General features: G+C 43.4%; 17 protein-coding genes. 10 read left to right on the forward strand and 7 right to left on the reverse strand.

All coding sequences use genetic code 11. The features are described 5' to 3' along the window. Nucleotides 1–337 precede the first annotated feature (337 nt). On the forward strand, nt 338–1,057 hold the full coding sequence (locus ACLD71_RS14625) for an acyltransferase (protein WP_411991153.1): 720 nt from the start codon (nt 338–340) through the stop codon (nt 1,055–1,057). A 1-nt stretch (nt 1,058) separates the two neighbouring features. Continuing rightward, nucleotides 1,059–2,246: a glycosyltransferase gene (locus ACLD71_RS14630; RefSeq protein ID WP_137673098.1), complete on the forward strand. Its 1,188-nt coding sequence runs from the start codon at nt 1,059–1,061 to the stop codon at nt 2,244–2,246. A 57-nt stretch (nt 2,247–2,303) separates the two neighbouring features. Here the strand turns inward: ACLD71_RS14630 and ACLD71_RS14635 are convergent, their stop codons facing one another. Next, nucleotides 2,304–2,930: a hypothetical protein gene (locus ACLD71_RS14635; RefSeq protein WP_411991154.1), complete on the reverse strand. Its 627-nt coding sequence runs from the start codon at nt 2,928–2,930 to the stop codon at nt 2,304–2,306. Between the two features lie 161 nt (nt 2,931–3,091). Here ACLD71_RS14635 and ACLD71_RS14640 point away from each other — a divergent pair, with 161 nt between their 5' ends. Both ACLD71_RS14640 and fusA read left to right on the forward strand, forming a co-directional pair. Beyond that, on the forward strand, nt 3,092–3,433 hold the full coding sequence (locus ACLD71_RS14640) for a YajD family HNH nuclease (RefSeq protein WP_137673096.1): 342 nt from the start codon (nt 3,092–3,094) through the stop codon (nt 3,431–3,433). A 289-nt stretch (nt 3,434–3,722) separates the two neighbouring features. After that, complete coding sequence (fusA, locus tag ACLD71_RS14645; RefSeq protein WP_137673095.1) at nt 3,723–5,807, forward strand: elongation factor G; 2,085 nt, start codon at nt 3,723–3,725, stop codon at nt 5,805–5,807. A 137-nt stretch (nt 5,808–5,944) separates the two neighbouring features. Here the strand turns inward: fusA and ACLD71_RS14650 are convergent, their stop codons facing one another. Further along, nucleotides 5,945–6,388, reverse strand: coding sequence for an RNA-binding S4 domain-containing protein (locus ACLD71_RS14650; protein WP_411991155.1), 444 nt, complete (start codon nt 6,386–6,388; stop codon nt 5,945–5,947). A gap of 167 nt (nt 6,389–6,555) precedes the next feature. Here ACLD71_RS14650 and ACLD71_RS14655 point away from each other — a divergent pair, with 167 nt between their 5' ends. After that, nucleotides 6,556–7,458, forward strand: coding sequence for an alpha/beta fold hydrolase (locus ACLD71_RS14655; protein ID WP_411991156.1), 903 nt, complete (start codon nt 6,556–6,558; stop codon nt 7,456–7,458). A gap of 3 nt (nt 7,459–7,461) precedes the next feature. Here the strand turns inward: ACLD71_RS14655 and ACLD71_RS14660 are convergent, their stop codons facing one another. The 3 genes from ACLD71_RS14660 to ACLD71_RS14670 all read right to left on the reverse strand — a co-directional run bounded on the left by ACLD71_RS14660 (nt 7,462) and on the right by ACLD71_RS14670 (nt 11,453). Then, a complete protein-coding gene (locus ACLD71_RS14660; RefSeq protein WP_411991157.1) occupies nt 7,462–8,373 on the reverse strand; it encodes a heparin lyase I family protein in 912 nt (303 codons plus the stop codon). Between the two features lie 29 nt (nt 8,374–8,402). Beyond that, nucleotides 8,403–10,427 carry a methyl-accepting chemotaxis protein gene (locus ACLD71_RS14665; RefSeq protein ID WP_411991158.1) on the reverse strand — a complete coding sequence of 675 codons (2,025 nt, stop codon included), beginning with the start codon at nt 10,425–10,427 and terminating at the stop codon, nt 8,403–8,405. A gap of 252 nt (nt 10,428–10,679) precedes the next feature. After that, complete coding sequence (locus ACLD71_RS14670; RefSeq protein WP_411991159.1) at nt 10,680–11,453, reverse strand: family 16 glycosylhydrolase; 774 nt, start codon at nt 11,451–11,453, stop codon at nt 10,680–10,682. Nucleotides 11,454–12,257: 804 nt separating this feature from the next. On the opposite strand from ACLD71_RS14670, the gene ACLD71_RS14675 reads away from it, so the two are divergent. The 4 genes from ACLD71_RS14675 (at nt 12,258) to ACLD71_RS14690 (ending at nt 18,047) form a co-directional block, all read left to right on the forward strand. Next, the gene (locus tag ACLD71_RS14675) at nt 12,258–13,187 is read left to right on the forward strand and encodes a GGDEF domain-containing protein (RefSeq protein WP_137673089.1); all 930 of its coding nucleotides are present in this window, start codon (nt 12,258–12,260) and stop codon (nt 13,185–13,187) included. 212 nt (nt 13,188–13,399) lie between these two features. After that, nucleotides 13,400–15,457, forward strand: coding sequence for a TonB-dependent receptor plug domain-containing protein (locus ACLD71_RS14680; protein WP_411991160.1), 2,058 nt, complete (start codon nt 13,400–13,402; stop codon nt 15,455–15,457). Between the two features lie 8 nt (nt 15,458–15,465). Further along, nucleotides 15,466–16,008, forward strand: coding sequence for a YfiR family protein (locus ACLD71_RS14685; protein ID WP_411991161.1), 543 nt, complete (start codon nt 15,466–15,468; stop codon nt 16,006–16,008). Then, on the forward strand, nt 16,005–18,047 hold the full coding sequence (locus tag ACLD71_RS14690) for a putative bifunctional diguanylate cyclase/phosphodiesterase (protein WP_411991162.1): 2,043 nt from the start codon (nt 16,005–16,007) through the stop codon (nt 18,045–18,047). Before ACLD71_RS14685 ends, ACLD71_RS14690 begins: the two co-directional genes overlap by 4 nt. 19 nt (nt 18,048–18,066) lie before the next feature. Here ACLD71_RS14690 and ACLD71_RS14695 read toward each other — a convergent pair whose 3' ends face one another. Next, the gene (locus ACLD71_RS14695; protein ID WP_411991163.1) at nt 18,067–19,368 is read right to left on the reverse strand and encodes an inosine/guanosine kinase; all 1,302 of its coding nucleotides are present in this window, start codon (nt 19,366–19,368) and stop codon (nt 18,067–18,069) included. 161 nt (nt 19,369–19,529) lie between these two features. Continuing rightward, the gene (locus tag ACLD71_RS14700) at nt 19,530–20,195 is read right to left on the reverse strand and encodes a tRNA (adenine(22)-N(1))-methyltransferase (protein WP_411991164.1); all 666 of its coding nucleotides are present in this window, start codon (nt 20,193–20,195) and stop codon (nt 19,530–19,532) included. Between the two features lie 314 nt (nt 20,196–20,509). Between ACLD71_RS14700 and ACLD71_RS14705 the strand changes: the two genes are divergently transcribed. Next, nucleotides 20,510–21,568, forward strand: coding sequence for a porin (locus ACLD71_RS14705; RefSeq protein WP_303508279.1), 1,059 nt, complete (start codon nt 20,510–20,512; stop codon nt 21,566–21,568). The last annotated feature ends 55 nt before the right edge of the window (nt 21,569–21,623 follow it).

A 21,623-nucleotide genomic window follows, 5' to 3' on the forward strand; every position in this document is an offset into this window, starting at 1 on the left:
CACCAATGGGCGCTTAGTCAGGTTTTAAGTGCTTTGTGTTTTGTCTGTGTCTTCTTTTTATCTTTGTGTAAGCACTGTGAGTGCTTACACGTTCCTTCCCCTTTCTCACTCCTCGTTTTAGCTAAAGCTCGCTCTAGGCGTAATGCGTTTGGTAGATAAAACTTGGTCATTTAGCCCTTATTGCGACCTTAACTTATCAGTTAGCCGCTGATTTTCATTTTGCAAAACCACTTTTAGAAAGGTTGTAAGTAATTGTTTTGACATTGATTTATTTGCTGGCACGGATGCTGCTAATACCTATTCACTAGCAACAATATGATGAATAGAGGAAAAGCGGATGAGCAGCCTTTTTTTGCACAATACCAAGTTATGGTTAAAACGTAGCGAATCGCCGTTAGCGAAAGCAGTGTTTTCATTCTTAAAAAACCTACGGCTTTTTCAATTACCTAAAATCCCCGTGTTTTTTAGCGGCTTGTATCGTTTACACAAACTGTTGAGTGGTGTGATGCAAAGTACGCTGAGGATCTTATGGTGGACTCCGCTATTTAGAAGCAAAACTCTGGGGCCGTCAAAACGCCTCTACTTATATGGTGGAATGCCGTTGCTCGGAGAAGGCTTGGTTGTTCACTTAGGCAACGATTGCCGTGTATCGGGCGCAACCACATTTAGTGGTCGCTGCAGTGCTACGCAGCAAGCGGTATTGCGCATTGGCAATAATGTTGATGTGGGTTGGCAAACAACTATCGCAGTGGGTAGCAAAGTAACGATTGGGAATAATGTACGTATTGCCGGACGCTGCTTTATTGCGGGTTATCCGGGCCATCCATTAAATGCCGAGCAGCGAGCGGCCGGATTACCAGAAAAAGACGAGCAGGTAGGGGATGTAATACTGGAAGATGATGTTTGGTTGGCTACGGGAGTGTCTATTATGGCCGGCGTCACTATCGGCAAGGGAACCGTTGTAGCGGCGGGCAGTGTAGTAACTAAAAGCCTGCCAAGTGGTGTTATGGCTGCTGGCGTTCCTGCCAAAGTAATAAAAGCGATTGAGGAGAAGTGATATGAAACGCGATCTCATTGTATTTGGTGAAGATTGGCAACGTCACCCTAGTAGTAGCCAACATGTAATTACCGAGTTGGCTAAAAACCATCGTATTCTTTGGGTTAATTCTATTGGTTTACGTCGTCCGCGTTTAAGTTTTCGCGATGCAAAGCGGGTTATAGAAAAAGCTAAGTCGATGTTAAGGACAACTAAAAAAGCATCTGGAGTAAAGGAACCGTTGACGGAGTTTTCGGGTAAGCCTTCAATTAAACCAAGCAGCATTCATGTGTTATCTCCGATTGCATTTCCCGCACCTCGTAGTCGCTTTTTTCGTTGGTTAAATCGATGTATTTTGAAAATGCAGGTTAACAAACAGGCAGAACAGTTGGGCATTAGTAAACCTGATCTTTGGATAGCGTTACCTACAGCAGTAGATATGCTGGGGCACCTTAACGAGCGCCAAGTGATTTATTATTGTGGCGATGATTTTAACGCTTTAGCGGGAGTGGATCATCAGCACGTGACCCATTGCGAACGAGAGCTTGTGAATAAAGTTGATCATGTACTAGTGGCTAGCGATATGCTGTTGCGTAAATTTAGTAAACAACCTGCGGTAGCAGCAAAAACCCGAGTACTACCTCATGGCGTTGATTACAATTTATTTGTACATCCATCAAGTCCTGCGCCTTCATTGTTGGAAGGTGGGCCTGTAGCAGGATTTTACGGCAGTATTGCTGCTTGGTTAGACATTCCGCTAATCGTAAAAGTAGCGAAAGCACTGCCAGAATGGCGCTTTGTATTTATTGGCGATGTACAAACCGATGTATCCGCGTTTAAAGCGGTGAGTAATATTGAAATTGTTCCAGCGATAGCGCACAACGAGTTACCTCGTTACGTACAACATTGGCAGGTCTCTTGGTTGCCGTTTAAAGCCTGTAAGCAAATTACGTCGTGCGACCCACTTAAGTTGCGCGAATATCTTGCAGCGGGTAGGCCGGTGGTGAGTACGCCATTTCCGGCGCTAAAACCTTATGCCGGAATGGTGACTCAAGTGAAAGAAGCTTATCAAATGGTACAGGCTCTAGAAGATAGTTTGAATACACCACAAGCCTTGCAGCATCGCAGAACCTCATTCCAACGGATGAGCGTGCGGTCTGAGAGTTGGTATGAACGGGCTAAGCAAGTGAATCAATTGCTATCTTGTTAGCTATAACATAGCCATATAAAAGGTGAGGCTTTGCAAATGAGCAAAGTCTTGGCTTTATTAAGCCACATTTTGCTGGTTCTTTTCATCGAGTGAGGAGGGGTTTATTAAGCTTTTCGAATCTTGTTGATTCTCCGCTTGCTGAGGAATAGCTTGGTTGTTTACTGTTGTGGTTGCCGGTCGAGCGATGAACTCGCCACCACAATTGGGATGAGTTAAACCGGTAGCAATGCTATGTGGTTCATGTTGTTGCCAAAACTGCTCGATGAGGTTGATTGACGAATTAATCACTGAAACCTCTAGAGAGCCACAGCTTATACATTTGGCTTTATTGGAACGCTGCCTAGCAACATCTAGCTCAGCTCCTAGCGTTAGTAATGTTTCCACCGAGCGGCGGCGCATACGGCGTAGCTTTCGGTTAAACAAGCGTTGCCAATAATTAGTTTTAAGGGTGCCCTCGTAAGCGGCAACCTGTTGTACCAATTCACCCATTTCTTTAATGATAAGGTTGAGGTCTCTCAATTCCTCTGCGCTAACCAGTTGTTCACACTGCTTACACCAGCCTAAGGTTCTACGTAACGGTAACGCCAAACCATGGTGTAAAAATACTCTCCAGCCATTCACTTGTTTAGTGGTGGTTTCACAATCACAGCGGTTACAAAGTATTTGGGTAAGCGGCTTCGGCATAGCGTCATCCTTTAGTGATACTGATTTAAGTGTGGCTTATGATTGATAGTTTTGAAACCGCTTACTGGTTTTAGGGGGGAGATTCAAAATATTATTTTTTGAATAAGCGCTTTTCGACCCGCCAGTGGTATAGTATTTGGCAAAAATAGCTGGAGATGAACATGGCTAATATTCCAAATAATTATGCAAGCTTAGAACAAGGGTATCGCGAGAAAGCGCTAAAGCTGTTTCCTTGGGTATGTGGGCGTTGTGCTCGTGAATTTCCTTATTCAAATTTACGCGAATTAACGGTTCACCACATTGACCATGACCATACCAACAACCCCAACGATGGCACTAACTGGGAGTTACTGTGTTTGTATTGTCACGATCACGAGCATTCTAAATATACCGAGGCGGCACAATATGGTTCAACGGTAGAAGCAGGGGCCGACTTAAAACAAGAACAAGCTACTTCTAATCCTTTTGCTGACCTTAAAGCAATGATGGCAAACAAGAAGTAAATACCTCTCTGTGCCTTTCATTTATGTTGAGTTGCGTTGCTGCTTAAGCCCACTATGCTATTTAGTGGGTAGGGGAGTCGTCCAATTATTGTTATGACAGATTGAAAAAAGGCTTTTTAGGCTAAAGTTTGCTAGTTATTGCGTTTTTAATTAACCAATTGCTGCAGTTTGAGATACTTTTTTTAAGAAAATTTGCAATAAATCGCTCAAATACAGTTCACCCTCTCGCCTTGTGCGACAGTAGTGGTATACTCCCCGCGAATTTGAAACAATTGATTAGAGTTGAACAATGGCTGATTTATCAAAATATAGAAATATTGGTATTTTTGCTCACGTTGATGCAGGTAAAACTACCACAACTGAGCGTATCCTAAAACTTACTGGTCAGATCCACAAAACTGGTGAAGTACATGACGGTGAGTCTACTACTGACTTCATGGAACAGGAAGCTGAGCGTGGTATTACTATTCAGTCTGCAGCAGTAAGCTGTTTCTGGGATGACCACCGCTTCAACGTTATTGACACTCCTGGACACGTTGACTTCACTGTTGAAGTATACCGTTCACTTAAAGTGCTTGATGGCGGTATTGGCGTATTCTGTGGTTCTGGTGGTGTTGAGCCTCAGTCAGAAACTAACTGGCGCTACGCGAACGAATCAGAAGTTGCACGTATTATCTTCGTTAACAAACTAGACCGTATGGGCGCTGACTTCTACCGTGTTGTTAAGCAAACTCAAGACGTACTAGCGGCTAACCCGTTAGTAATGGTTCTGCCTATCGGTATCGAAGACGATTTCGTTGGTGTTGTTGATCTACTAAGTGAAAAAGCGTACATCTGGGATGACACAGGTCTTCCAGAAAACTACGAAGTAACTGATATCCCTGCGGATATGGTAGAAAAAGCGGCTGAATACCGTGAAATGTTAGTAGAAACTGCCGTTGAGCAAGACGATGACCTAATGGAAGCTTACATGGATGGCGTAGAGCCAACTATTGAGCAACTTAAAGCGTGTATCCGTAAAGGTACGCGTACTATGGACTTCTTCCCAACTTACTGTGGTTCAGCGTTTAAGAACAAAGGTATTCAATTAGTACTTGATGCTGTTGTTGATTACCTACCAAGTCCAACAGAAGTTGATCCACAACCTCTTATGGACGAAGAAGGCGAAGAAACTGGCGAAAAAGCTATCGTTTCTACTGATGAAACATTCAAAGCATTGGCATTCAAAATTATGGATGACCGCTTTGGTGCATTAACCTTCGTACGTATCTACTCTGGTAAATTGAACAAGGGTGACACCATCCTTAACTCGTTTACTGGTAAAACAGAACGTATCGGCCGTATGGTTGAAATGCAAGCTGATGACCGTAACGAATTAACGAGTGCGCAAGCTGGTGACATTATCGCCATCGTGGGCATGAAGAACGTACAAACTGGTCACACCTTATGTGATCCTAAAGACCCTTGTACGCTAGAGCCTATGGTTTTCCCTGTTCCAGTAATTTCGATTGCTGTTGCGCCTAAAGATAAAGGTGGTTCAGAGAAAATGGGTATCGCAATTGGTAAAATGGTTGCTGAAGATCCATCTTTCCAAGTTGAAACTGACGAAGATTCAGGCGAAACCATTCTTAAAGGTATGGGTGAGCTTCACTTAGATATTAAAGTTGATATCTTGAAGCGTACATACGGCGTAGATCTTGTTGTTGGTCAACCACAGGTTGCTTACCGCGAAACTATTACTCAAGAAATTGAAGATAGCTACACGCACAAGAAACAATCTGGTGGTTCAGGTCAGTTCGGTAAAATTGATTACCGTATTAAGCCTGGTGAAGCAGGTTCTGGTTTCACTTTCACCTCTTCGGTTGTTGGTGGTAACGTACCTAAAGAATTCTGGCCTGCAGTACAAAAAGGCTTCAATTCAATGATGGAAAACGGTCCTCTAGCGGGCTTCCCATTATTGGATATGGAAGTTGAATTGTACGATGGTGCATTCCACGCAGTAGATTCATCAGCCATTGCTTTTGAAATTGCAGCTAAAGGCGCTTACCGTCAATCTGTTCCTAAGGCGGGACCTCAACTTCTTGAGCCAATCATGAAAGTTGACGTATTCTCTCCAGAAGATCACGTTGGTGATGTTATTGGTGACTTGAACCGTCGTCGTGGCATGATTAAAGACCAAGAAGCTGGCGTAACCGGTGTACGTATTAAAGCTGACGTACCACTAGCAGAAATGTTTGGTTACATTGGTTCTCTACGTACTATGACTTCTGGTCGTGGTCAGTTCTCTATGGAATTCTCGCACTACGCTGCTACTCCACAAAACGTGGCTGAGTCAGTAATTGCTGAAGAAAAAGAGAGACAAGCTAAAAAGTAACTTAACTTTTTAGTACGAAGCCGCTCCTAGAGCGGCTTTTTTTATGCCTAAAATAAGGTTCTATCTATTTAAGTTAGCGATTAAAAAAAGCAGCCACTGGCTGCTTTTTTTGAATTGATAAGGATGAAGGTTGCCGGTTAAAACTTGATGGAGTGGCGGCCGGTTTTTTGATTCTTTTTAGACGTATCTGCCGGTTGTTGACATGCTTTGGTTGATGGCTTTTTGCTCTTGGCTTGTTTGGTCGCTTTATTATTGGTTTTAGACGCGGCCTTTTTTGATGTTTTATCTTGGGGGAGCATCGCAGGCGTTTTTGTCTCTGTAACAGCTTGATCGCACACGACATACAAAAATTGGCCATTAAACTCAATGATGTCGCCAGCATAGATCTTCTTACGCTTTTGTTGCTCTAACTCACCATTTACACCAACGTAACCCTCGGCTATGGCCAGTTTAGCTTCGCCACCACCGTTCACTAAGTTACCAATTTTCAGTACCTTATAGAGCTCAATGGGCTGTTGTTCTACAAAGACTTCAAGTGCTTCTACTTCAATTTCTTCGGGAGAGTCTTCGTATTCGTTCATTGATTATTGGCCATTCTTTTAAAGTGCAGGGATTATCGCGAGCCGCTTTGCTGGGGTCAAGCGAGTAATCGCGTCATTAATGATGAAATAATAGTAGCCGTTTGGCTTTCTAGTGCGTTAAGGACTAATAATATGTTCAGCTAATAGTGTATCGAGGGCCAAGTAGAATGGGCGTACGCCACGGATTAAGCATACTCGTTTTGGGCGTTCTGACAGCTTGTAGTCCAATGCCTGAGGCGATTCAGCAGCAACAAGACTTTATTAAAACAAACTTGTTAAATAACCCTAGTGTTAACCATTACCAAGTAGTTGATGGTGAATTTTCTCTCAGCGCACACAGCAATGGGCGGGCTAAAAAAGCGGTGATGCTTTGGGTACATGGCACGCCAGGTTCTTGGCAAGATAGCGCTTATTTGATCACAGAACCGAGCTTGCTTGGTGAGGTATTAGTGGTCAGTATCGATAGGCCAGGCTGGGGGGAATCGCAATACACATCTGCTCCTCAACCTGTTGCGAGTATGTTTGACCAAGCGCGATTGATAAGCCCTTTTATTCAACAACTAAAACGGCAGCATCCTGATGTGCCGTTGATTGTTGTGGGCCACTCTTGGGGTGCGTCTTTAGCGCCTATTTTAGCCCAACAACATCCTAGTGAGATAGACGGCTTACTATTATTGGCCGGAGGTCAAAGCCCTGAGCTCACCGTGCCTCGCTGGTACAACAAATTTGCCGCTAGCGGTGTGGGCCACTTTTTGTTGTCTCTATCTGAAATGGGGAGGCAACTTAATCAAGCTAATTTAGATATGTACGCTTTACAAGATGGATTAGCAAACTCTGCTGAGCGTTTAGCATCGATAAGCATTCCGGTCGTTTTGGTGCAGGGCGGTGAAGACCATTTGGTTGATCCTAAAAATGCCGATTTTGCAGAGAAGTTTTTATCAACGGAACACAGCAAGGTGATTCGCTTACCCAAGCAAGGGCATTTTATGCAGGTTGAACAAGTTAGCTTAATTGTTAGCTGCACATTAGCATTAGCAGCCAATCAGCTTGACGATTGTAATCCCGTTTAGCCGCTATTTGTTAGCAAACTGCTTGACCTGAAAATTAGCAAAGTCGACATGCGTTTCTAGCTTGAGTTTGTGCGCTTCGACTGTTGAGCGGTAGATCCCCCATTTCGGGCGCACAAAGTGCTTGCTACTGTTACCACGCCACATATCAAGGTTTCTCTTGTGAAGATTTAAAATCTGATGGCCGTCGCTCAGTCGAGTGAGGGTTAAGCTAAACCAACCTTGGTCACTGTATTGAGCTTTTACCACCGCTTCTAGCCATTGACCTTGTACCAAATGCCAATCGTTACGGGCCAACATGTTGGTTTTTACTAAAGGGCTATGGCGAACCTCTATGCCTGCTTTACCATTTCGGGTACTGCCGGTGAGGGTAATAATTGGCATTGAATCCTCGCCCCCCACGGCTTTTAGCTGAAATATGTGCGTAAACTTGTTGGTTACTTGCATTTGCTCACTGATTCGAAACTTCCAAGAGTATTCGAAAACGCTATTTTCATAGCCTTTTAGCTTGTCTGGCGAGCCACCGTATATTTTGATCTCGTTGCGTTGACGGTCAATGAACTTACCTTTGTTACCATCTGCATCACGATGCAAGATAAAACGAAAGTAAGGACCTATTTCTGGGTCACTGTGTTCTTCAATGTGGGCTACACCTTGATGGTCGCCGCTAAATCTATCGGGAGATTCTGCGGCGTTGCTTCCAAACTGTGCTTGCACTAACTGGTAAGGTGTTAAACCGCTATTTTTGCCATCTGCGTTTAAACGAGCATTGGCTATAACTCTTTCACCAAGCACTTGGCTTGAGGACTCAAGCTTAAGCGCTGAGTGAGTAGGTATTGCGCTACTGCAAGCCAGTAGCGCAGGTACACTAACCAATACCAATAAATACCTAACGGTGTGTTTAGCCTGAACATTCATCCTGTTTACTCTTGTTTAAGTGTATGTGCTTAGGTGGTTAATGGTTGCTCAGAAGCTGCAATGCAGTCTTTAAGTTTAAAGATGGCTAGTTGGCCAAGCTGTTGCTCAGACTTAACCTTTAATGATTCACTGGCTTGCTCATTGTGCTCCGCGTCTTTATGAGCCGAATGACCGAGTTCTACTATTTTTTGTACATTGTTTGCAACTTGCGAAGCTACTGCCATTTTCTCTTCAGCAGTGCTGGCAATTTGTTGGCTATAGGCGCGAATTTGCTCCAGCATTACTGCAATATTCTCTAATTGCTGGTCACTTTGCTCGGCTTGGCTTAAGCATTCAGCCACCATTGACTCACCTTGTTTCATTAACATAACCGCAGCGTTTGCACCTTTTTGTAGTCCGTCTATCACACTGAAAATCTCGGTCGTTGAGTTTTGGGTTCGGCTAGCCAGATTGCGCACCTCGTCTGCAACGACCGCAAAACCGCGACCTTGTTCACCTGCACGGGCTGCTTCAATAGCTGCATTTAGCGCAAGTAGGTTAGTTTGCTCGGCGATGCCTTGAATAACATCAAGGATAGAGCCAATGTCGTCGGAATTCTGTTTTAAGGTATCTACTTTCTTGGCGGCATTTATGATGGTGGCTTTAAGTTGAGTGGTTGTATTGCGAGTAGTATGTGCGGCTTTTCGCCCTTGCTCAGTGAGTGCTGATACATCGCCAATATCATCGCGCGAGGTATTAGCTTGCTGGGAGACATCTTGTACGCCTTCTTCCATGGCTTTAACGGCATCGGCCACAATGTTGGTTTGAGCGCGTTGTTCGGAAATAATGGTGCGAGAATGTTGGCTAGCATTTAGGCCGGTTTCGGCACTGCTTTCTAGTTGCTTGGCACTGTTTACCATAGAGCTTATAACTTGGTTAAATTGCTCGGTGAGTAAGTTCAGTTGTTGGGCAATTTGGCCAAATTCATCATTCTTCTCAATAGTAATTTGCTCACTAAAGTCACCGTCGACTAACTTTTTCATTTGTGCCAAAGTGCGCTTTAGTGGCCCTTTGATGCTAGACGTTACGCTCCATGCTACCACCAGTGAGATAGTTAACGAGGCTAACACCACCGCTATCATGGTTGTTATGGCAGTTTGAGAGGTATAGCTTACTTGGGCTTTGGCCTTAACAATCATGGATGACACCGCATCGCTGGCGAGTGTTAGCTGTTCTAGGGCTTCTGCGGTTTGGGTATTAATTACCTCAAAGTTATTGCGTTGTTGTTGGCTCAAATGAGCTAGGCGATCAATTTCACTAAACAAACCATTTTTGTTAATGGATTCATTGAGTAACACAAAGTAGTTCACGACACTTTCAATATCATCTTCAATGTAGAATTCAAGCTCGTCGCGCTTTTCTATCATTTGTGCATAAAGCTTTTTAAGTTGAACCAATTGCTCGGTGGTTTGTTTGACCGTTTTGGCATAAAAGGCTTCGTCTAGCTGGCGTTCTAAAATGGCACCATCGGCTTGTAAAGCAATGGCTATCCATTGAGCGTCACCATCTACAGAGTCAGTAATAAACTGAAGATCCTCGTGGTAGCCACTCCATTGCTGCTTAAATTGGCGACGCAGGCTTTGAACGGCTTTGTTGGTTTTTACCCACTGTTGGTGATTGGCAAACTGGGTATTGGCTGTTGTAAAGGTTGTTTCAGCGTGGGCTTTAACGGGTTTAAGTATTTGGTTTAGCTCAGGGTAGCTTTTAGTGAGTGTAAGTAAATCTTGATAGGTGTTTTGATAAGTGAAGGTGAGGGAGGCTGCTTGGCCTTCTAACTGATTCATTTGCTCAAGAGATTCGGTGTTGCTATGTAAGCCAATCACCCAGGCTGAGTTAAGCAGCAAGCCCGATAAACGGTTGGATAGCTCTGCAGTGGGCGTTAGCCTGTCAACAGTCTCGTTGAGTTGAGACTCCAAACTTCTAATATTAAATTGGCCAATCAATGCGATGGCAATTAACAGCACCAGTAGAGTGGCAAAACCGATTAGCGTTCTCATCACAACAGAAATTTGCATGGGCCATCCTTAGCGTTCAGTCAATTTACAGCTTGTTTATTGCGCAATGTATTTTTGTTATTATGGTATTACAATTAAATTATTGCGCAGATGTGATTAAACCAACACTTATGCCATAAATGAAAAGCGTTAAAGAGAGCTAACGCAGGTGCTTTGAGAGCGATATGTTTAGAAGTGGGTCAAGAGAGCTTAGATAGAACTTGAAACAGTTTGAAACAGCAGACTTCATACAAAGTCTGCTTACAGTTTAGTTTACTTTGGGGTGTATTCTAGATAATCGTAGTAAGCCCAGTTGTTTTGATTGAAGTACTCTTGTGGAAAGTACTGTGCATCTGCTGAGTTATCACCATGCCAATGATTAATCATTATACGCGTGGGATCGACTGGCCAAGCATATTGTGGAACTTCATTTGCAGCGATATAACCATCTCCATTGTCTTTATACAAGCTGCGAATGATTCGCGTATTTCCTGAAGAGTCTATTAAGTACCAATCGATTTTCCAGCTCGACCAATCAAAGCCTATATGGACCATATCTTGGTGAATGTTGAGTCCGTATTGGCCTAAATCTATATCTTGCTCCCAACTCTGATATTGGCCTCCTTGGGGTTGGTAGATAAGATTAGTGTGCACCACGTTGCCAAGGCTAGGCAAAAACTCGATATCAATTTCTTGCCAAGCTCGGCCTGGAACATCGTGCCATGAGGTGTACGTAAAGATTGAAGATACGGTGCCGCGCGCGTTACCTGTTTTTAGGCTCGATTGCACTTTGCCATAACTTAGTAACGATTTTGTTCTAAGTTCGGCGCATTGGTTTGGCGCTACGTTAAGTGTAATTCCGTGTGAACTGGGTGAGATTTTGGATGGGGTAAACTTACAGCCAAAGGGGCTGCCGTTACTGCCATCGCGAGCTTGCCAAATGCCAGACTTGTACCCCCAGCTAAAATCATCTTTAAAATAATTAGCATGCGCTGGTGCGACCGTCACTACGGTTAATGCAATTGCAAATATAGAGGTAACTTTCATTTCTATCATTTTCCTTATGTAGAGTTTGTTGTTTTTTAATGGTGTTACTTTTGTCTAAACGTCACTAAACCCAATAAATACTGAGCTTGAGTAGCGTTTGGGACTCGATGCAGCCTTGCCTAACATAAGGTCAACAGCTCAACATTAACTGAAGAGGTATTGATTTAGGCACTGCTTTAAATGCGTTGTTGATAGCGATTAACCACTGACTGCGTAATGGCTTAAACCTTTGGTTATCGACACGTAAAATAGCTAGCCGAATGAGTGAAGCGGCTAGATAATCTATCCACTCAGTAGCGTTAAATTCTGTAAATGAGTTCATTAGTCGTTAATAGCGTTCATAAATTCTTAACAATTGGTTAATACTTTTATCTTGAACGCTTGGTAATACAATTGTTGTTTTATTAGGCTGTGACAGTTTTAACGATTAAGAGCGTTTGCCTGAAACACCATCAAGAAACGTAGCTTTTGCTGATCTTAAGAGTGCAATACTCTAGAAAATGCCCTGCCAATAGATTTAAGCAGTAGCGTGAGAACACTTGTCTCAGAGAAATTGTTGGAATGCCCAAATTTAGCTGGGCTAATATTCTTGGTATGTATGGTTTTTTAGATTTACTTACTATTTTTTTACCTAATTGATATAAATCAATTTTTGACTTGGGTGGTCGGAGTAGTCTGATAGTTGAGCTTAAACTGAAATTTTCATCCTTGGTTGAGCATAATAATTCTAATAAATTCAAACTAGTATTTGATACGCGTAACTAAACCTTGTCGATTGTTTTTGCAATTAGTTAAGGCTCCAGAATGCATTTATCTACTGCCCAGTTACTAGAAATCGTTTCAGCATTTCCTGATTCGACTCTCGTGTTCACTGAAGACGGCTATTGTATCGCTCACCTTGGCGATCAAGAAACGCACTCTTTTTCCTGTAGTCGCTTGTTAACCGGACGTTTTGTTGCGGACGTATTTTGTGAAGAAAAAGCTAAGTGGTTTATGCAGCAAATACGAATGAGTATCTTTGAGCAAAACTTACGCGTATCTGAATATTCCATCTCTCCCATGGATATGAGACTGCCTTGCAGCGAGAGCAGCAAACTACAGCGTGAAGAGTGGTTTGAAGCTCGAATTTTGCCATTACAGTCCTTTATTGATGGGCATCGCGCGGTGGTGTGGGCTGCACGCAACATCAATGAGCGCTATAAGTTGGAGCAGCAGTTGCGTTTTTTGAGCGAAACCGATGCGCTAACAGGCGCTTTTAATCGTCGTCGATTTTTCGAAAGCTTAGCGAATCATTTTCAAACCTATCATCGCCATTATTTGGATTGCAGTTTAATAATGATCGACATTGATCACTTTAAAGCAATTAACGATGAGCATGGTCACCCTTGCGGTGATCGTATTTTGAAGCAGTTATATGAGGTTATTAAATCTCAGTTAAGAGATGTAGACCTATGCTCACGTATGGGCGGAGAAGAGTTTGCGATTTTGTTACCGCATACTGAGGTTAACGACGCGTTCGTTAGCGCTGAGCGAATTAGAAAGGCCGTAGAACAGCAACTGTTTAGTTATCAGCAAGGTTGTTTACATGTCACCGTTAGTATTGGAGTTAGTAGTATTGAATCAAGTGATATTAGTCGTGATAGTGTTTTACAGCGGGCTGACGATGCCCTTTACCAAGCTAAAAAATCTGGTCGAAATCGTAGCTGCCAACATCGCCAATTAGTGAAGGTTTAACTATAACTTTCAATAGCTTGTTTATTATTTTAGCAATTTTAAATCTCCGCCAACATTATTAGTTTGTGGTTTTCCTTGATCTATTTCTTTGAGATAAATACTATCAATTTTTGCTGAATAAATGCTCATGGCCTTAGCCATTTCATACCCTTGTTACCTCGAGCATTTTTGTTTCAGATACTAAGGATAGTTTTAAAGACCAAGGAGTTGTCTTGTTGAAGCCTTCAACTAGTGCTTGTTTTTTGTTGTTTTGCGCAAGCAGTCTGGTCGCAGAAGAAAATAATCCTCTGTCGAGCTTAGAATTAGAATCGCTAATGGCCACCGATGTGCAAGCTACGTCGGCCATGAAGCGTGCCCAATCTGCGTTTACCACAGCCGCCTCTTTATATGTGTTAAGCAAAGAGGACATTAAAGCATCTGGTGCGGTTACCGTTGCGGAATCTTTAAAGCTGGTTCCTGGTTTAGAAGTGAGGCAGCTTGATAATAATCAGTGGGCTATAACAGCAAGAAGTGTGGCCGGCCGCTATACCAGCAAACTGTTAGTGATGGTAGACGGACAAAGTGTATATAACCCAGCTTTTGCCGGCGTCTACTGGGAAACCTTAGATGTGCCTTTATACGATATTGAACGTATTGAGGTGATCCGCGGACAAGGTGGCTTGTTATGGGGCAGCAATGCCACAAATGGGGTGATTAACATCATCACTAAAAGCAGCCTGGATACCCGAGATACATTGGTACAGGTGAGCAGCGGTGACCAGCTTAACTACGATGTGGATCTGCGTCATGGCGGCGATTTGGGTAATAACGGCAGTTATCGTGTATATGGTAGTGTACGTGATTCCGATGCGTCGAAACATGGCACTAAAGCAGAACCTAACGATGATGCTAAGCAAAAAAGCATCGGCTTTCGTTTAGATTTTGCGCCGAATGATGATTTGTCTATTCTTACTCAGCTGAACTATACCCATACCGACATGGGTCAGAATTTAAAAGCTTTATCAGTAGAAACTAATCAAAACACACTTCATCAAGACAGGTTTCAGCGCCAAGATGGGCGGGTAATGGCAAGAGCGGAACACCGCATGTCGAACTCCTCTAATCAAATGTTACAAGCTTCGTGGGCAATTCAAGATGGCGAGCAACTTTATTTAGATGAACGCTTTCAGTCATTAGACATCGATTATCAAATGAATACTTTATTTGGTCGTACTCAGTTTGATTGGGGGCTAAATTACCGTAATAGTGACCTACCTTTCGAAGAAAATGCGTTAATTAGCAGCGACGCAGACCTATCGCGTTTGCAACATTATGGCGCATTTGTTCAAGCTCAGTTTCCGCTTGTTCCGGAAACCTTAAATTTAATTGTGGGTAACAAGTCTGAGCACAATAGTTTTACTGGCTGGGAACACCAGCCAGTGGCACGATTGCTATGGCAACCAAGTAATAACCATGTAGTTTGGGGAGCCGTATCGCAAGGGGTGCGCATACCTTCGTTGGCCGAGTATGATTACGACTCGGCGCTCAACGGCACCCGCGTAGGGGAGTTTATACAAACCGGTATCGATGCTATTGATCAGTATCACTTGCGAACGGTTTTAAATGGTAACCAACAAGTCGAGCCCGAAAAGTCCCTGTCTTATGAATTAGGCTACCGTTTTAGCCAGTCTAACTGGTCTTTAGATGTGGCGCTGTTTCATACCCAATCTAAAGATGTATTTGCAGTACAGCCTAATACGTCTCCTGAAGGCGTTGATGAAATTTTTGCGTTGTTAGCGGCCGGCAAATACCAAGAGGCGCAGCAAGCGCTTACCGAAACGGTCGTAGAGTTTGATGTTGTATCTAATGCAGAACTCAATGTGAAAGGCGGCGAGGCCTTAATTGCTTGGCAGCCTAACCCTCGATTTACCAGTGAGTTGGGCTATAGCCAAATGTCGTATCGCTATAATTTACAGCCAGATACCCAACCGGCCATTGGTTACGATTCTGATTCAAAGCAATTGTTTGCTAAAGCAGGTTGGCAGGTATTTAAACAACATTCTTTATTTGCGCTATTCCGTTCAATCAACAGCGATGCCTATAGAGTGGATGACTATGATGTTTTAGATCTTAGTTGGAATTGGCAGTTCAAACCCAGCACCCAATTATCTCTTAGCGGTAAAAATCTGTTAGCTGGTAGCCATGTTGAGTATAACAATACCTCGGAAACATTTACTGTCCCAAACTATATTGAGCCCAGTGTAGTGATTCGTTTAATGGCTGAGTTTTAGGTTGTTTAATGCGATTAATTAAGCGCTTTTGCAAATCAATGGGTGTGCTATTACTGCTACACGTAGCGGCAGTAAACGCAGAACTCAATGATAAAGAAGCGGCGCTAAAAGCTGGCTTTTTGTTTAACTTTGCGCGTTATAGCGAGTGGCAAGTACCGGCGACTCCGGTGGGGTATTTTAAGTTATGTAGCCCCGATAGTGACTTTTTGGATACTGCGAGTTGGGTATTACACCAGCAAACTATTCATGGTTTAGACATTAAAGTCGCCCTTGTAGAGCTAGACTCATTAAGTATCAACCAATGTAACTTATTGTTTGTTACTCATCGTTATCGTGAGCAATGGTTCAACACCGATAAAAGTTTGCTGCTACATACTATGCTAGTGGGCGAAACCCCCGATTTTATTAAGCTTGGCGGTCATATACGATTTTTCTTAGCATCTGGGAAAATTCGCTTTGAGGTTGCTCCAGAGTCGTTGAGAAAGGCTGACATTGTTATGAGCTCCAAGGTATTAAGGCTGAGTAGAATTGTTAAAGGGGGCGAGCAATGAAATCCTTTTTTAGCATGAATACCATGAGCAAAAAATTGCTACTGATATTAATGAGCATGGCTATTTTTTCCAGTGCGATGGTGGCGGGTGTATTTAGTGCTTACGAAGTTGTCAGTGCCAAGCGCGATCAAACCGAAAGTCTGCAGAATATGGCTGACATTTTGTCACCCAATATAACCGCTGCCTTGTTGTTTGATGATCAAGAAGCGATGCAAGAGCTGGTTGAGTCTTTGTTGTTACGTGAAGACGTAATGAAAGCAGAAATAAGAAATACCGAACTAAAGGTACTCGCTAGCATTCAAAGTATGACTAACCATCACGAGTTTGGTGAAGAACCTAATGAGATTATTGAAATCATCAGTTTATTGATACTCGATGAGCAAGTGTATGGGCAGCTGATTGTTTGGGCTAACGATAGCTATATTGACCAGCGAATTGGCTTTTATAGCCAGTTTTTGGTCGTACTTTTATTGTTTACCTTTGGTTTGAGCCTGTTTTTGTCGCTGTTTCTGCAACGCGGTTTTTTACGTCCTTTATTACACCTTTCCCTGGTGGCAGAACGAGTAACGCGTAGCAGCGATTATAGCTTGCGCGCTCAACAATCTAGTGCCGATGAAGTGGCTGATCTCACCGAGTGCTTTAACAGCATGTTAGAAACCATTGAGTTACGTGAACGGATGTTAGAGAAGCAAGTGAGCGTGCGAACGCAAGAGCTTGAGAATGCCAATGAACAATTGTTGCAATACGCCTACACCGATGGGTTAACGGGTTTACCTAACCGTCATTATTTCTACGAAAAAATCCAAGAGTTAGTTAAGCAAAATAGTCACTTTGGTTTGATATTCATTGATTTAGACGGCTTCAAAGAGATTAACGATACCTTAGGCCACGATTATGGCGACATTTTGCTTAGCCAAGCTGGTCAGCGGATCCTTAGATGTGTACGAGAGCAAGATACGGTCGCGCGCTTGGGGGGCGATGAGTTCACCATTGTTATTGAAGGGGTGAGTGAACAACAACCATTGGCCAACATTGCAGAAACCGTGCTGCAAGGTTTAGCTAAGCGCTTCACGATTAAACAGGAAGATGCCTATGTTAGTGGTAGTATCGGCATCGCTTTTCATCCTCTAGATGGCACTAACGTAGAAGAGTTAGTGAAACATGCCGACCAAGCGATGTATGTTTCAAAGGACCGTGGGCGTAATTGTTATCAGTTTTTCTCATCTGCTATGCAGGTAGAAGCTCAACAAAAACGGCGCTTGGTTGAAGAGTTGCGTACCGCTTTGGTTGAGCAGCAATTTGAGTTGTATTTCCAACCCATTACCGCCCTTGAGTTCTCGGCAGAAACAAGCGCGGTGACTAAGGCTGAAGTACTCGTGCGCTGGAATCACCCACAACGTGGTTTAGTTTATCCAGGCGAGTTTATTGAGGCAGCTGAACAAGCCGGGCTAATCAGAGAGCTTAGCCAGTGGGTCATGCATCAAACCGTAGAAACGGTGGCCGAGTGGTATCGACAAGGGGAGTGCAATATTCAAGTGGCGGTTAATACCTCTCCCTCGCAGTTTAATGATGGCGGTAAATGGATTGATGATTGGTTGCATGCCATCGCAATGCATCAACTTCCTGCTCATAGCATTATGATTGAAATCACTGAAGACGTGTTAATGACTACCGATGCATCGATTAAAGATCAACTCGCGCGCTTACATCAACGGGGTATTGATGTTGCGATTGATGATTTTGGTGTGGGGTATTCATCGTTAGCTTACTTGCAACAACTCGATATCGATTTACTTAAAATTGATCGTTCGTTTATTCAGCACTTAACGACTGACAAAGATAGCGTGGCTTTAGTTAAAGCAATTGTAACGATGGCCCATCATTTGGGGTTGAAAGTTGTTGCGGAAGGGGTGGAAACTGAGCAGCAACGCCAACAGGTATTAAGCGTTGCTTGTGATTATGTGCAGGGTTATCTAGTCTCTAAGCCAATACCTAAAGACTTATTTAGTCAGCGCTATTTGTTCCAAACTACCGAATAGCTTTGTTAATTAAACTCACTTAACGCTCCCAGTAAGCCTCTTCTAGGCTTTCTTCTCGCTCTGGCAGACCACGTGATAAACGTGGACTGTGTTGGGCGAGTACTTCATAACTTACCCGGTTAGCGTATTTACAAATTTGTGCAAATGATGAATAGCTAAGTGCATCGAAGCGATGTTTGCTAGATTGCTCAACATTGCTACGGTGGAATACATTGGCTGCCATGTCGTGCAATAGTGCAGACAATGCGCCATCGCCCGCACCGTTGGTATTGGTGATTTTTTCAGGCCCACCCATAAATGGTGCAATATGCGAGTACACCTTAACTGCTTGTTTACAATCTTGTTTTAGCATGGGGCGAGAAAACTCATATTGATTGAATTCTGGTATCGCTCCTGGCAATAGTGTGTGGCTTGTTACGCGTTTATGGCTTTCATCGGTGTAACCTGCCATAAACAGCCCCCGAGAACCGGCAGTACAAAGGATTAAATCACACCATTCAAGTGCGGCTTCACAAGCCAGCAGTACATCACTATGTCCGGTTAGGGCTTCCGCCTCTTCTTCGTTCATTGCTAGCACAGTAACGTGCTCCGAGACAAACTGTTGCCACCACTTTGGGTCGTCTTCAATTAAGAAGCGAGTACCTAGTGTGAGAACAACAGGTACCTCTGCTTGCTTGGCGTAGTCAATCGCCTGCATGGCGGCTTGAGTAATAGGATCATTACCCGCTCGCATCAAGTAGGCGGTAAGCGCTAATGCTGCGCCAGATTTAACTAAGCTTTCATCAATGTATTCTGGGCTTAGTTTGTCCATATGCCCTTTAGAAATGGCAAAGGTACGCTCGCCGCACTCGGTAATTAATGTAAAACAGCGGCCAACGGGCCCGTCTACGGATTGCAGATGGTTTAAATCAACCCGAGATGAGGTATTGCAAAGATAGCGGTAGGCATAGTCACCTACAGTAATGTTTTGGCTCATCACGCCAAACATGACAGAACGGCCGTCAGCAAGGGTAGAATAATTGTGTAAAGTATTGCCAATAGTGCCGCCAGCAAATTCTGCTGCGATCAGTTGCTTGTCTTGCAGCTCTTGATACAAGGATTGAGCGGCTTGGTCGTCAATCAGTAACGAATTTCCTTTTACCAGTTTATGGCGCTGAATAAAGGCGTCATCTACGTGTGCCTCTATATCCACCAAGGTTTGGTCAATGCCAGTAATATGGGTGAGTTTTGGGCGTAAAACCGGGTTTAGCTCGTTCGTTAGTGGATCGCGAGACTCAACCGGGAAATAGTGCTTTGACTTACGTTGACCAGGAAATTTCATGTAAAAGATCGCTTGTTTTTATTTAGTCATATTTTAGCAGTGTAGTTGGCTCACTACTCAAGGGCGGCGATTCTAGCACACCCAATACAAAATGTTGCTTACTGTTTTATATGTAGATTTAAATATTTTATTTATTGAATATAAGTGATTGATTCGGCCTCTCACTGCCATTCGTTGAGTAGAGTTTGGTAGGCCAGTAATGCGGGGTGAGCATGGCTAACACTTATACGTTGGTAGTGAGCGATGGTTTTTTCTAAATACTGCTGATGTTCAGGGTTATTGGTCTGCCACATTTGGCTGCCGGTTAGGCTTATTGTTTGTGACACTTCAGTGCTAAAATGAAGAACTTCGTAATAGCGTTTGTTTTCAAGTACTAGATGTTCGCTAACTAATCCCAGTTTTTGTTGGCGCAAAAACTCACGAAGTTCGTACTGGTGATGTACTGGGCATAAAATCAACTCAAAGCGTTTACCGACATTTTGGGCAAATAACTTTTTCAAAATACTGATACACAACTCTCCACCAACGCCGGCGATAATTACTAGTTGCTTAGCGGTATCTTTAAGTGAAACCTCAGCAGAATCCATACAATAGACCTGCCACGAACTAGTGTTGGAATTAGCCGAGTAGGGCAGGTGCTTTGCTAGCTTTAGCTCAAGTTGCTGAGTGATCTTGGGGACGCAATCTACAAAGTGAACACGCTCGGCCGCCTTGCGCTGAACTAAGTGTGCGCCAAGCATTCCATGGTCGCAGCAGCAGTCCCAAATATCTTGATAAGAGTGTGTTATCAGTTGGTCGATACAGGCTAAACGGTGGCTGAGTTTCACAAAATACTCCTTAGTAAGGTTATGAATAGTAGTTATTTATTCAGTGGTGGCAAGAAACTTTGCCAGCTTGAATAGAAGTAAATAGCAAGAAAGAACACATACACGCTAAAAAACACTGATTCTTTGTTGATTATTAACAAACTTCACTAAGTTACTCATAAGCCTATCAATGTCAGCATTATCTTCTTACAACAGCCAGTTTGTTCATTTAAAGATTCGTTACTACGCTAAATTTTGGGGTGTTTAACTGTTAGCACAATTTCCCACCTCATTTGTGAAGAGTTTATGAAGAAAGCTCAAACCAAGGAGTGAACATGAATAAGTTAATTGCAGGGCTCGCACTTAGTGCGATGGCAAGTAGCGTCTCAGCCGCTACTATTTATGAAAATGGTAAAACAAACGTCAGCATAGGTGGCTATCTAGGTATAGAAGCCTTCTATCAGGCGGGATACGGAGATGGGGCTAATAAAGACAGCTCGTTTGAACTACAAAATAAGACCTCACGGATCCGGTTTGCCTTTGAGCATGAAATGGTCCAAAACTGGATAGCGGGTGCTCAGCTAGAGTGGGGGTTTAACCCTACAGAAGGCTCTAGTGCTAGTGACCCTCTGTTTAGTAATCGTTTAGGTAACATCTATTTTAATAACGATGGCTTTGGAGAATTGCGGGTTGGTAAGCAATGGTCTGCTTATTACGACATTGCAGTATGGACCGATCAATTCTGGAAGTTTGGTGGTGATGCCTCTGGCACCTATGACGGTCGTAACGGCGGCGATGAATCTGGTATGGGTCGTGCCGACGAAGCGATTGTTTACCGCAAGTCATTTGGTGGTTTTGGTATAGCCGCTCAATATCAATTTGAAAAAGATGATAGTGCTCGGGATTATGGTTATCAAATTAGCGGTAAGTATGATTTTGATTTTGGCTTGTCCTTTGGTGCAGCGTACGCGGCGAATGGATATGACAATACTAAAACGGGTTACGTAGGTGCTGCTGATCAAGATAAAGCCAAATCTTGGTTAGCGGGTGCTGTGTACGAAGACGATATGTTTTATGTGGCAGGCTCCTACGGTGAGTATGAAAACCTGAGTCGGAAGTTTAGTACCTTAGCTGATAAAGCTAATGGTGTAGAGCTAATAGGTTTCTACAAAATCGATGGCGGTCTCTATCACGTATATGCCGGTTATAACGGCTTAGAGGATAAAACTAGTGGTAGCCAAGGCGAGTTAAGTTACGCCGCGGCGGGTGTGGGTTGGAAGCCAGGGCAAGTACTGCTAGCGCTTGAGTACAAATTCGGTTTAGAAAATAAAGACGCAGCAGGCGCTGACAAAAAGCAAGATGAAATGTCGATTCAAGCGCGTTACTACTTCTAGCTAAACGTTAAGGCGCTAGGTCAGCTAGCGCCGCTTTTTAATCTGGGTCAACACG

Source organism: Agarivorans sp. DSG3-1, from assembly GCF_046774965.1.
GTDB lineage: Bacteria > Pseudomonadota > Gammaproteobacteria > Enterobacterales > Celerinatantimonadaceae > Agarivorans.